The sequence below is a fragment of the Chryseobacterium sp. RLHN22 genome, assembly GCF_051011795.1.
GTDB classification, from domain to species: domain Bacteria; phylum Bacteroidota; class Bacteroidia; order Flavobacteriales; family Weeksellaceae; genus Chryseobacterium; species Chryseobacterium zhengzhouense.
In genome coordinates, this window is sequence record NZ_JBPCHW010000014.1 from 52,548 (window position 1) to 65,970 (window position 13,423).

Consider the following 13,423-nt stretch of genomic DNA (forward strand, 5'->3'; position numbering starts at 1 on the left):
TTCCAACTTCCAGCCTTAAAAACAAAATTATGTACAACCAAGGTCTTTTCAGCAATTGGGTTCCGAAACCGCTTCAGCTATTTATGCTGTTCCTGATCACGCTTATCGCAATGCCGGTGAGTGGAGTGTATACGGGAAGTTTAAGCTATATGGTGGGCGATACGGGAGCACTGAGCGAATATTATATGTGGGCAAATTATGCCACAACAGTAGGGATGGGCGCTGCAATGCCTATCGTTTTGAGGGCTAAAATGCGTTTCAAAGTGCGAGATAAAGTCGTGGCTTTACTCGTATTGATGGGTGTTTTAAGTTTCATCAATGCTACAACTTCCAATCCGATGGTAATTGTTTTTGTATCATTGATTTTAGGGTTCTTCAAAACATTTATTACAATTGAAGTATTTCTCCCATTGATGATGCTGATGGGCGGAAGGGGAATATTTTATGGTGTTTTTTACACTTTTATTCTCGTGATAACTCAGGTTGCCAATTATTACGCCGTAGAATTTTCTATCATTCACAATTGGCGACAGTTCCTCATTTTTGTAGCGATTCTCTGTTTCATTGTAGCACTGATTTGCTGGGTATTGATGCACGATAAATATTTTGCGCTTAAAATGCCTTTGCATTATATCGACTGGCTGAGTATTCTTCTGTTTATTTCCACATTTATGTTTTCGGCGTATGTTTTTTCATTTGGGAAGCAACAGGATTGGCTCAATTCTCAGAATATTATCAATGCAAGTATTGCTGCATTTGTGAGTTTTGCTCTGATGGTCATTCGTCAGGCGACGTTAAAACGACCGTATTTATCATTTAAAATATTCACACGAAACAATGTGCAGGTCGGGTTATTTCTTTTGCTGTGTCTTGGGATGTTTCTCGCAACCACTTCACTTCAGAACATCTTTTCAGTCGGAGTTTTAGGGTACGACCAGTTGACAAATGCGAAACTGAATATGATGATGATTCCGGGAATGTTACTAGCGGGAATTTTAGCCGTGTATTGGTTTAAAAAAGAAAAAAAGCTCAAGTTTTTCATTTTCGCAGGCTTTTCGTCGATGGTAGCGTACTGCATCATAATGTATTTTTCGATGGTACTCGAGTTCAGTTATGAAAGCTGGTATCTGCCGATGTTTTTAAAAGGATTCGGGATGTGTTCGCTCTACATATCCGTTTGGTATTACGCTTTAGATAAGCTCGAAATCAACGATATGCTACCCGCAATCGGATTATTTTTGCTTTGGCGTTCTTTCGTTACAGTCGGACTTTTCTCCGCCCTATTTTCGTGGACTCAATACCAATTTCAGATTGAAAGTCTTGCAGATTTAGCCGTTTATATGGACGGAATGACACTGAACGCCCAGCCCAATCTCAGCCTGAAAACTATTCAGCTCAACGCAATGATTGTAGCCAACAAAAAACTATTCGGATATATTGTACTTGCCGGTTTCGGGATTTTAATTTTCGTAATGACCCATCATTTCGGATATCCTAAATTCACTTTAAATAAGCTCGTAAGACTCTTCGGCGGTAAATCAGTCGTTGCCCGAAGACGCTTAAGAGAAAGAAAAAAATTAGCAGAAAGCCTGAAAGACGGCGTAGGTTCTGCGATATAGAAAATACCTTGTTTTCACTGCGAAGCCCTTTTTTATTGTGAAAATTGGGCTTTGCTTTTTATTGCTCATTGCCCATTACAGATTTCTTATTTTTTTTGAAGCTAATCCAGCTCTCCGCTCATACTCCTCGCTCCTTCGCTTTCCAACGCTAAATCCTTGAATTCTCCTACGTTTGCTGTGGGGTAACCGCTACGATCTGGGCTAGGTGTTTTGGTGTCAATCGAATTGAAATCTTAATTATGAAATTGGGAGTTCTTACAATCACCACCCGTTTTCTCCCTTCCAAAGGATGGAAATCAAACATATTGAGTTAGTATATATTTTAAATTACAGGAAAAATTATTTCTATATAGAAAGATAAAAATTTTCTTTCCGGAAAGTTTCCAACAGTCTAGTAAGAGCATTTCCCTATTACCGGAAAGTTTCCTGCACCCTAGTAAGAACGCTTCCCTGTTACCGGAAAGTTTGCTGCACCTCTGCGACAAGCTTTCCGGAAATGTAGAAAGTCTGTTGCACGACTTATAAAGTATTCTTAAAAAGATTACCGGAAAGTATTCAATCTCTTTACTATTTGCCACATTCAGGATATTCTCTACATTTGTTCCCTAATCTTTCACAAAGACATGAAAAACATATTTTTATTTTTATTTCTTATATTTTCGATTTTAGGGTATTCACAGGGTAATTATATACATTCTGTTACAAAAAAACAGCAGTTTCTTAATCTTGCCGGAAAACCATTGACCGACAAATTCACCAACATGAAATCTGTAAAAGTCGTGTATGATTACAACAGCAAAAAAATGTACTTCTTCAACAGTACAAAATATACCTATCATTACGAATTTTGTGTGGAAGTTTTAGGATATACTCAGGATAATGGTGAATTCAACAAACGATCCTATAACCCGACCAATAACAGAGATTATCTGCTTGCTAATATCAATTATCTTCAGGATTCAGATGACTGGGTGATGGAACTTGCTGCATCTGATGAGATGAATGCAGGGCTGATTAATTTCTTTTTTAAAGAAGTCAGCAAAAATGTTTTTTTTAAGGATAAGCTTAAATTTTATCTGAATTCTCCGCATGTAATCAGTCTGAATACTAAAAATCAGCTGAAAATTCCAACCGTTTTTTCTGATTTTATCTTTAAAAGAATTACAGAACAATCAATTGAAAATGCTTCCAATGTTGGGATTCTGAAAAAATATGATTTACAGAAAAAAGAAGATTTTAATCCTAAATCAGATGAAATTATCATCATCAATACGACTCCCGAATTTATTCCGACCGTAAAAGGAATCATTATTACTGAACTTCAGACGCCTTTAAGCCATTTGGTTTTGCTGGCAAAAAACAGAAATATTCCGGTGTATGTCGATACGAAAGTTTGGGATAAACAATCTGTGAATGCACTTTTAGATCAAAAAGTAGAACTCATTACAAAAGAAAATTCATATTCATTAAAAGCTTCCCAAAAACCGATTACTACAAAAAAAGCAGTAAAAGAAATTGTTTTGAAAAGAGATTTATCGGTAACCGATTTGGTAGATCTGGAGAAAGTCACTCCGCTGAATATTGTCGATGCAATTGGTTCAAAAGCGACGAATCTCGGACTTTTAAAACAGATTCAGAAAGAAATGAAATCATTTAAAACGCCTGAATATGCTTTTGCGATTCCGTTTTATTATTTTGATCAGCATATCAAAGAAAACAATTTTCAGGATAAAATAAATGCATTGTATGCGATTCCTAAAGATTCTGTAAAACTTTTGGATAAAGAGCTGAAAGCTTTTAGAAAAACAGTTAAAAATTCTAAAGTGAATCCTGAACTTTTGAAAAAAATAGAAGAAAAGCTGAATGCTCAAACTGATTTTAAAAATTTCAGATTCCGTTCATCAACCAATGCTGAAGATATGGAAGGTTTCAACGGAGCCGGATTGTATGATTCTAAAACTGCCATCATCGGCGATGCCGATAAAACCATAGAAAAAGCAATATTGGATGTATGGTCAAGCTTTTGGAATTTCCGTGCTTTTCAGGAAAGAGATTTGTTCGGAATCAATCATGAAAGCTGTGCAATGGGGGTGTTAGTACATCGTTCTTTTCCTGACGAAAAAGCAAACGGCGTTTTGGTGACGAGGAATTTATACCGTGATAAATACGCAGGAATTACTGTAAATGTTCAGTTGGGTGAAGAATCCGTAGTAAAACCTGAACCGGGTGTAACCTGCGATGAATTTTATTGCCACAATTTCAATTATCTGGGTTCGTTTGTTGTAGATTACCGCTCTACATCAAGCTTAAATAAAGGAAAACCAATCCTTACTGAGACTGAAATTAAAAAACTGTTTGATATTTCTCCGGTTTTAGAACGTAAAATGTATCTGCTTTGGCAGAAAAGAAAAATGGCAAAGAAAAGTTATCCTTTGGATATTGAGTTTAAATATTTAGGAGACCAAAAGCAATTGTATATTAAGCAGGCAAGAGCTTATATGGATTAATTTTTTTATAGGTATCTCTCGCAGATTAAGCTGATGTCGCAGATAATTATTTGAAAATCTGCGTAATCTCCTAAATCTGCGAGAAAGCTTTTTATATAAATCTCTGATAGGATGAATGAAAATATTAATGCGAAACTTTTAAAATCACAATATTATCATTCAGGTTGATGCTTTTAATCTGATAGCTGAAATTTTTAAGTTTTGTCTTTTCGGTAAGCACTCTTCTTCGTTCTGCATCTTCCAATTGCAGAAAATCTAAAGAAGAAATAACCTCAATTGAACTTTTCTCCGAAACGATCGGCGATTTTTTCTCGAAATAATTTAAAACCAGATAAATGGCAACAATTGAAATATTAATTCCTAAAAGAATTTCAAGATTTTTAATGGGTAAAAGTCCGTCTAAAAGAGAAAGTGTAATTGAAACAAACAAAAAAACGATTGTCTGAATTGTAAAAGTTTCCGTTCTGAAACGTAGAATAGAAAAAATGGCAAAAAGTCCGAAGCCAACTCCAAGACTGTATTCTGCTTTCGTAAAAACCAGACACATAAAAAACGTACAAATACTGATTAATCCTAAAAGCGGGTGCAATCGGATGTTGCGGTTCCTGTTTGAAAAATAATAAAGAGTAAAGATTGATAGGCAAAGTATCGCTAAACGTTCAAAAAGTTCCTGTAGTTCCAAAATTGTGCTTTAATTTCTGGCAAATATACAATTTAGAATGAATGCTGTGCAGAAATATTTTTTGTCGTGAATGAACTAAGAAGATAGCGCTCCGTAGGAGCGCTACTTTTTATAACTTAATTTTGTTATACAGTTATTTTTGATGGGTATAATTAAAAATTAATTTCTGAACAACTGTCGCACATCTGCAGAATCAAAAGTGAAATTTGCTTGGTTTTCAGATTTATCTAATTTTTTACTAATTGTCAGAGCCCAAAGTACCAATTCTTTACAGAAATTTTTGTCTTCCTCGCCAAATTCTGAAGCGTTTTCTTCCACAACAGTTGTTAATGGTGCGATTTTATTCAGTTTTGCATAAAATTCTTCGTCGGTGTCTCCATAATTTAATTCCAGCTGATTTTTATTAAACCATTGAATCAAATCGGTATAAGGTGTTTTGATTCCTTCTTTTTCCAGTTTTGAAATGCGTGGGAAAATACTTTCAAACTGATTCATTACCGCTTTATCAATTAAGATTTTCGCTACATAATCTGCACCTTCCTGTTCGCCTTCATACACCAATTCGATTTTCCCTGTAATCGACGGAATAATTGACATAAAATCAAGCAATCGAACCGATGTTTTTTCAGCTCCGGTTTCTATCAGACGCAATTTGGCGGCAGCAAAAAGATTTTCCATCGCGCTGATTGTTAATCTCGCACTGACTCCGCTTTTTTCATCTACATATTCGCTTTCACGCGCTGCAAAAGCCACTTCTTCCAATAAATCTTTTGCTAAACCTGAAATTTGAATCTGTGCTTTGTCAGTTTCAGAAATCAAAGCTTCTTGTTCGGTAATTTGTCTTGCAAGAGCAATAGATTTCGGGTAATGTGTGAAAATCTGTGAACCAATTCTGTCTTTCAGAGGAGTTACAATACTTCCTCTGTTGGTATAATCTTCAGGATTTGCTGTAAACACAAACTGAATATCCAAAGGCATTCTCAACTGAAATCCACGAATCTGAATATCACCTTCCTGCAAAATATTAAACAAAGAAACCTGAATTCTCGCCTGCAAATCGGGCAATTCATTCAGAACAAAAATCGAGCGGTTCGCTCTTGGAATCATTCCGTAATGCAAAACTCTCTCGTCTGAATAAGGTAATTTTAAAGTCGCTGCTTTAATGGGATCAATATCTCCTATTAAATCTGCAACATTCACATCTGGAGTTGCGAGTTTTTCGAAGAACCTGTCGGAACGGTGAACCCATGAAATTGGTGTTTCATCTCCCAATTCTGCAATTAAATCTCTTGCATATTTTGAAATCGGCTGGAACGGACTGTCATTGATTTCAGACCCTTTTACAATTGGCATATATTCATCCAAAAGACTGATCATGCTTCTCGCAATTCTGGTTTTCGCCTGTCCGCGTAAACCTAAAAGATTGATATGGTGACCTGCCAAAATTGCTTTCTTCAATTGCGGAATCACGGTGTCTTCATAGCCCCATAATCCTTCAAATACAGGTTCTTTCGCTTTAATCTTCTTGATTAAGTTCGCCTGAATTTCCTGACTGATTGTTTTATCTGTATATCCTGAATTTTTTAGTTCTTTAAATGTTGTATCGTTTTTCATTTTTGTAATGATGTAATTATTCGTTAGTTTTTTAACGCAAGGTTCGCAAAGATTTTTTGAAATACTTTACGCATATTTTTTCATTCGCAAAGGCGTTTCACTCAGCAAAGACAAGAAATATTGCAATATTAGCTCGACTCACTTGTTTCTTTTAACTTTTTCCTTGGCTCTTTTCAAATCCTTTTAATCCTATTTTTTTCGTAATCCTCAAAAATCATTTGTCCCAAACCTGAAAGTCCGGTTAAGAAAGCTTTTCCTTTGTTTTGAGCGGTAAATGCATTTACAAACTGCCGCAAATACGGATCTTGCGCAATCATAAAAGTAGTGATTGGAATTTTGAGTTTTCTCGCTTGTGCAGCTCTATTCAAACATTCAGAGACGATTCTTTCGTCTAAACCAACACTGTTCATATAATATTCGCCGTTGGGAAGTTTCAAACAACTAGGCTTTCCGTCGGTAATCATGAAAATCTGTTTGTTGGTATTTCTTTTTCTGCGGAGAATATCCATCGCCAATTCCAGTCCTGCAACGGTATTGGTGTGATAAGGTCCGACTTGCAGATAAGGTAAATCTTTAATTTTTATGGGCCACGCTTCGTTCCCGAAAACAATGATATCGATAGAATCTTTCGGGTATTTTCTTTTAATTAATTCCACCAGAGCCATCGCCACTTTTTTGGCAGGAGTAATTCGGTCTTCGCCATACAGAATCATTGAGTGACTGATGTCAATCATCAAAACCGTACTCATCTGAGCTTTATGTTTGGTTTCTTCTACGATGAGATCGTCTTCGGTCATTCTGAGGTCAGAAATTCCGTTGTTGATTTGGGCATTTTTCAAACTTTCAGTCATGTTTACTGTGGATAAATCATCGCCGTATTGAAAGTTTCGGTTTTCTCCGTCACGTTCGTCTCCGATTCCGGTTTTTGTGGTTCTGTGATTTCCAATGCCGCTTTTTTTCAGCTTTCCAAAGATTTGGTCTAAAGCATATTCACGAAGCGCTGCTTCCAGTTTTGCTGTGAGAATATTTTTGCCTTTTCCAGTTCCTGAATTTCCGTCTTCAGGATCTTCTTCTTTGATGTATCCTCGTTTTTTCAGGTCTTCTTCAAAATCTTCCAGTGTATATTCATCACTGAAAATATCATACTCTTTGTCGAGCATATCGAGCCATTCAAAAGCTTCCTCAATATCTCCTGAAGTATGCGTTAAAAGATCTTTGAAAACATCGAAAACCCTGTCAAAATGCGAAATCTCTTCGGGAATGTGTTTGCTGAAAGTAAAGCCTTGATGAAAATTAAAATCTTTATTTGTCATTAGGTTGTTCTACTGTTTTGAAGAGACAAGTTAGGGAAATATTCTATAAAGGTTGTGATTAGAAAAATAGAAAATGTTTATGATGTTAATTGAAAGGAGCGTAATTAAAAACAATCAAATTTGTAATCTGTCATAAATTTTTCCCCTTTTTCAACTTTGCCGGAACATATTTTATTGAAGAAATTAATTACATGAATTTGAAAATCATCGGTTGGATTGCGTGTTTGATAACAGGTTTTATCGCCTCCTCTTTGCACGACTAGGGTGATTGTTGGTGTATCTGTAATCATTCCATCACGGTAATATTTATATTTAGGGTTTGATATTTTCTGTATTTTTTGATTTAAATTCTTAAACGTAACATCATCTAATTTCCCCTTAAAATATCCCATCTTTGAAGAATCTAATTCGTAACCATAAATTGAAAAATCATCTTTGTAAATTTGTTCAGCAAATAATTTGAAAGTTTTATCACTATTAATTTCAAGATAGTATGTTGGACAAGTTCCAAAACAACTTGTCGTTTTGTATGTAATTTTATCAAACATGGGATTCTCTTTAGTACATCCACAGATTAAAAAAGCAACAATAAGTATAAATAAATATTTCATCAGTGATAATTTAGATACAATAAATTTAATTATTTTAAACTTTACAATATCACTTTATGCAACAAGCGTTTATAATCTTTGGAAACTCTTATCTTTGTACCCACAATTACCACTATGAAAGACTTAATGGGGCGCGCAATCTGGGATTATTTTCACAAAGAAGATCCAAAAGATCTGCAGACTGAAACTTCAATTTCTGAACTTGATGAACTTCCGGTAGATTATCTTTTCAGAGATTTTGAAGAGATGAATAAAATCGAAAAAAAAGCTTTGAAATTAGCTTCGGGAAGAGTTTTGGATATTGGAGCAGGAGCAGGTTCTCATTCATTGTATCTTCAGAATGAAAGAAATTTAGATGTGACTGCTTTAGATATTTCGCCGAAGTCAATCGAGATTTGTAAATTAAGAGGAATTCAAAAAGCAGTTGCACAGAATATGCTTGAATTTTCCGGAGAAACTTTCGACACGATTCTTTTATTAATGAATGGAACGGGAATTTTCCAAAGCCTGAAAGTCATTGATATTTATCTTAAAAAACTTCATTCTTTATTAAATAAAAACGGACAAATATTAATTGACAGCACAGATATTTTATATATGTTTGATACCGATGAAGATGGCGGGGTTTATATTCCAGCGGAAAGATATTATGGCGAATTAGATTACACGGTTCATTATAAAGGTGAATCTGAAGACCCAATCAAATGGCTGTATCTTGATTTTAATACCTTAAAAAATGCAGCTGAGAATAATGGTTTCAGAATAGAAAAAGTAGTTCAGGATGAAGATTCTTATCTTGCAAGACTGACCGAAAAATAATTTGATTTTTAAATTTAAAAGTCATTATTTTTATTATAAATCTAAAGTCAATTCCGAAGAGGTTTTGGCTTTTTTATTTTAGACTCACTATAAATTATTTGTTTAAAAACATGATTTATAGTTGATTGTGTTTTGTGTTTTTTGAAAAATTCAAGAAAAAACTTTTCACGGAATCATTTTTGTATCCTTAATCATAATCACACTAAAATATACAATTATGAATACCAACAGACTTTCACCTGCGCTGGAAAAAGCATTGAGTGACCAGATGAATAAAGAAATTCACGCTTCACACACGTTTTTATCATACGGAATTTGGGCAGATGATAAAGGCTATCAGGGAATTGCTAACTTTTTGTACCGTCATGCGCAGGAAGAGAGAAATCACTCCATAAAATTTATGGAATATGTTTTAAACAGAGGCGGAAAACCAAAAGTTGACGCTATTCCGGCTCCGCCTGCAGATCCTGAATCTTTAACGGCTTGTTTCGATGGAGTTTTCAGACACGAAGTAGATAATACAACTGCCATTTACAAATTGGTAGATATGGCTTTGGAAGAAAAAGACTGGGCAACCTGGAATTTTATGCAGTGGTTTGTTCAGGAGCAGATTGAAGAAGAAACTTTGGCTTCTAACTTAATTGATAAGTTGAAAATTGCCGGTGGAGACAGAGCTACAGACGAATCTTTATTTACTTTAGATAACGCAATGGCTTCAGCGCCAAACGATGTTCCTTTAGCTCAGGAAGCTACAGGAGATAATCCATAAACACAAACGCACTAAAAATTATTTCTGAAAATCCGCCTAATTTTTGGCGGATTTTTTTATTATGAAATACGCAGTAAAATAACTATATTTGCACGCTGAAAGTGAAAGGTAAAACAATCTTACACTTTAAACCTTAAACTTTGAATTTTACAATATGAAATGTGGAATCGTAGGCTTACCAAATGTAGGTAAATCAACTCTTTTTAACTGCTTAAGCAATGCTAAAGCACAGTCAGCGAATTATCCTTTCTGTACCATCGAGCCGAATTTAGGAACGGTTTCTGTACCGGATCAGAGATTATTCGAGCTTGAAAAATTGGTAAATCCTGAAAGAGTTTTGCCTGCTGTTGTAGAGATTGTAGATATCGCAGGTCTTGTAAAAGGAGCGAGTAAAGGTGAAGGTTTAGGAAACCAATTCCTGGCAAACATTCGTGAGTGTGAAGCGATTATTCATGTTTTGAGATGTTTCGATAACGGAAATATCGTTCATGTTGAAGGTTCGGTTAATCCACTAAGAGATAAAGAAATTATCGATATCGAGCTTCAGTTGAAAGATTTGGAAACAGTAGGTAAAGCTGTTGAAAAAGCGAAAAAGTTCATCAAGTCTGGTAAGAAAGAAGATATTTTGACGTATGAAACGCTTCAAGGTCTTCAGAAACATCTTGAAGACGGTAGAAATGCAAGAGAATTTGCCGTAAATGATTTAACAAAATCAATTATCGGAGAAGTTCAGCTGTTGACCAACAAACCGGTTCTTTACGTTTGTAATGTAGATGAAAATTCGATTAAGAACGGAAATGAATGGATTGCTAAAATTGAAGAGATGGCAAAAGCTGAAGGTGCTGAAATTGTAGTTTTGGCAGCTCAGATAGAAGCGGATATCAACGAATTGGAGACTTACGAAGAAAGAGAGATCTTCCTTGACGAGTTAGGTCTTACAGAACCCGGAGTAAACCGTCTGATCAGAAAAGCTTATGATTTACTAAAGCTTCAGACCTATTTTACAGCGGGTGTAAAAGAAGTAAGAGCCTGGACAATCGGACAAGGTTGGACCGCTCCTCAAGCTGCAGGAGTTATTCACACAGATTTTGAGAAAGGTTTCATCCGTGCAGAAGTGATTAAGTATAATGATTATGTGACTTACGGTTCAGAATCAAAAGTAAAAGAAGCCGGAAAGCTTTCTGTTGAAGGCAAAGAATACATCGTTCAGGATGGTGATATTATGCACTTCAGATTTAATGTTTAAAAATATTAAAAGTTAGTTATATAGTATTTTAAATGCGCTTCCATGAATTTGGGAGCGTTTTTTTTAACCACTAAAGTCGCAAAAGTTTAAATTTAAAATTTTGAAAACAGAAGTTCATAAAATAAAAATCAAAAATTTTTAAAAGCTTTGGTGTTCTTTAGTGGCTTTAATTCTATTTAAAGGCTAAGGCTTTTGTGGGTTTTGGGATTGAAATTATTTCAAAGGTTTTTTTTTGAATTCTTGCTATATTTGAATCATACAAATTCCACATCATGGAAAAACTTGCTCATGCATCACTAGAAGATTTTTATCTCGAAATGACCAAAAGATTAGGGAAAGACATGGAAAGCATCTTTCCAAAAGGTCTTCACAAAGATATCGGTCATTTTAATGTTTTTGATATTGCGCAGACAATTGCAACGGTGAAGAAAACCTGTGAAATGCCTTACAACAGAAGGAAGTATTATAAAATAAGCTTAATTCGCGGTAAGAACAGAGCAGAATATGCAGATAAGATTATTTCTATAAAAAAGAATGCACTATTGTTTGCAACCCCGAAAGTTCCGTATCATTATGTTCCGGAGGATGAAAATCAGTCTGGGAATTTCTGTGTTTTTACGACAGATTTTTTCACGAAAAACTCAACACATAATATTCTTGAAGATTTGCCATTGTTTCAGCCGGGTGCTATTCCTATTTTTGAAATTGATGATGATTTGGCAGATGAAATTGATTTAATATTTACTAAAATTAAAAAAGAGATCGATTCCGATTATGAATTTAAATATGATTTAATCAGAAATTATGTTTCAGAATTGATTCATTACGGACAAAAACTGCAACCTTCGGAAAAAGTTCAGAATTCGCACAATGCTTCTATGAGGGTGGTTTCTTTATTTATTGAGTTGTTAGAAAGGCAGTTTCCTATCGAATCTTCGAATCAGAGAATTCAGCTGAAAGTTGCCAATGATTTTGCCGAACGATTGTCGATTCACGTCAATTATTTAAATAAAAACTTAAAAGAAAATACGGGTAAAACCACAACCGAGTTTATTGCAGACCGAATTGTTCAGGAAGCGAAAATTCTTTTAAAACAAACGAACTGGAATGTCTCTGAAATTTCATACGCTTTAGGTTTTGAAGAGATAGCTCATTTCTCAAATTTCTTTAAACGTAAAACTTCACTCACGCCTTTGCAATTTCGTGCCTGATTTGATTTTTGCAAATTTCAGATTGATTGAGGCAATCAAATGACTCCGAAATTGACGCAACTTTGTAACATCAAAAAATCAATTATGGAAAACAGAACAAAAATTGCCCTTGTTACGGGTGGAAGCAGAGGTTTAGGAAAAAACTCAGCGTTAAAAATTGCAGAAAAAGGACTTGACGTCATTATTACTTACAATTCCAACAAAGAAGAGGCGGATAAAACGGTAGCTGAAATTCAGGCTTTAGGAAGAAAAGCGATTGCTTATCAGTTGAATACAAAAGATGTAAAGTCTTTTGATGAGTTTGTAAAAACGGTTGGAGATCATTTAGAAGAAAATACAGGAAGCAGAAACATTGATTTCTTAATTAACAATGCAGGAACGGCTTTATATATGCCGGTTGCAGATGTTACAGAAGAACAGTTGGATGATATGGTGGATATTCATTTTAAAGGTGTTTTCTTCCTGACTCAGAAATTCTTACCGTTTATGAATGATAATGGCGGAATTATCAATCTTTCTTCAGGTTTGGCAAGATTTGCAATGCCGGGGTCGTCGGTTTACGGTTCAATGAAAGCAGCTATTGACCAGCTGAGTAAATATATGGCGAAAGAATTGGGCGCAAGAAAAATTAAGGTAAATGCCGTTGCTCCGGGAGCGATTGAAACTGATTTTGGTGGCGGAAGAACGAGAGACGATAAAAATGTAAATGCCATGGTTTCTAATAATACGGCTTTAGGAAGAGCAGGTTTGCCGGATGATATCGGTGGAGTAATCGCTTTTTTATGTACCGATGATGCAGGTTGGATTACGGCACAAAGAATTGAAGTTTCCGGCGGAATGTTTTTCTAAAAATTAAGCATCTCTCGCAGATTGAGCAAATTTTACAGATTTTTATTATCTGCGTAATCAGCTAAATCTGCGAGAGATTTATATTTAAACAGGATTGAGTTTCCTGTTATTATTCAAACAATAATTTAAAAATTTAAGAGTTTGCTCCAAAGGAGCAATATCTGTGTAGACAAAAAAAACACG

The 13,423-nt window shown here is 35.1% G+C and carries 11 protein-coding genes; 7 read left to right on the forward strand and 4 right to left on the reverse strand.

Going from position 1 to position 13,423, the window contains the following annotated elements; translation table 11 throughout:
* Positions 1-29: 29 nt before the first annotated feature.
* Both ACR1PN_RS14185 and ACR1PN_RS14190 read left to right on the forward strand, forming a co-directional pair.
* Positions 30-1,619, forward strand: a complete 1,590-nt coding sequence (locus ACR1PN_RS14185; RefSeq protein WP_433980568.1) for an MFS transporter — start codon at positions 30-32, stop codon at positions 1,617-1,619.
* Positions 1,620-2,242: 623 nt separating this feature from the next.
* Positions 2,243-4,126, forward strand: coding sequence for a PEP/pyruvate-binding domain-containing protein (locus ACR1PN_RS14190; RefSeq protein WP_433980569.1), 1,884 nt, complete (start codon positions 2,243-2,245; stop codon positions 4,124-4,126).
* 124 nt (positions 4,127-4,250) lie between these two features.
* Here ACR1PN_RS14190 and ACR1PN_RS14195 read toward each other — a convergent pair whose 3' ends face one another.
* From ACR1PN_RS14195 to ACR1PN_RS14210, 4 genes are all read right to left on the reverse strand, one after another.
* Positions 4,251-4,808 carry a DUF4956 domain-containing protein gene (locus ACR1PN_RS14195; protein WP_378178714.1) on the reverse strand — a complete coding sequence of 186 codons (558 nt, stop codon included), beginning with the start codon at positions 4,806-4,808 and terminating at the stop codon, positions 4,251-4,253.
* A 159-nt stretch (positions 4,809-4,967) separates the two neighbouring features.
* Positions 4,968-6,422: a sigma 54-interacting transcriptional regulator gene (locus ACR1PN_RS14200; RefSeq protein ID WP_433980570.1), complete on the reverse strand. Its 1,455-nt coding sequence runs from the start codon at positions 6,420-6,422 to the stop codon at positions 4,968-4,970.
* Positions 6,423-6,595: 173 nt separating this feature from the next.
* The gene (locus ACR1PN_RS14205) at positions 6,596-7,735 is read right to left on the reverse strand and encodes a vWA domain-containing protein (protein ID WP_433980571.1); all 1,140 of its coding nucleotides are present in this window, start codon (positions 7,733-7,735) and stop codon (positions 6,596-6,598) included.
* 104 nt (positions 7,736-7,839) lie between these two features.
* Positions 7,840-8,346 (reverse strand): DUF6438 domain-containing protein, encoded by a 507-nt coding sequence (locus tag ACR1PN_RS14210; RefSeq protein WP_378178705.1) that lies wholly within the window; start codon positions 8,344-8,346, stop codon positions 7,840-7,842.
* Between the two features lie 114 nt (positions 8,347-8,460).
* Between ACR1PN_RS14210 and ACR1PN_RS14215 the strand changes: the two genes are divergently transcribed.
* From ACR1PN_RS14215 to ACR1PN_RS14235, 5 genes are all read left to right on the forward strand, one after another.
* The gene (locus ACR1PN_RS14215; RefSeq protein WP_378178701.1) at positions 8,461-9,165 is read left to right on the forward strand and encodes a class I SAM-dependent methyltransferase; all 705 of its coding nucleotides are present in this window, start codon (positions 8,461-8,463) and stop codon (positions 9,163-9,165) included.
* Positions 9,166-9,382: 217 nt separating this feature from the next.
* On the forward strand, positions 9,383-9,934 hold the full coding sequence (locus ACR1PN_RS14220) for a ferritin (protein ID WP_378178698.1): 552 nt from the start codon (positions 9,383-9,385) through the stop codon (positions 9,932-9,934).
* 154 nt (positions 9,935-10,088) lie between these two features.
* Positions 10,089-11,180 carry a redox-regulated ATPase YchF gene (gene ychF, locus ACR1PN_RS14225; protein ID WP_433980572.1) on the forward strand — a complete coding sequence of 364 codons (1,092 nt, stop codon included), beginning with the start codon at positions 10,089-10,091 and terminating at the stop codon, positions 11,178-11,180.
* 272 nt (positions 11,181-11,452) lie between these two features.
* Entirely contained in the window at positions 11,453-12,391 is a 939-nt protein-coding gene (locus ACR1PN_RS14230; protein WP_433980573.1) for a helix-turn-helix domain-containing protein, read from the forward strand.
* Positions 12,392-12,475: 84 nt separating this feature from the next.
* Positions 12,476-13,240, forward strand: a complete 765-nt coding sequence (locus ACR1PN_RS14235) for an SDR family NAD(P)-dependent oxidoreductase (RefSeq protein ID WP_433980574.1) — start codon at positions 12,476-12,478, stop codon at positions 13,238-13,240.
* Positions 13,241-13,423 lie beyond the last annotated feature (183 nt).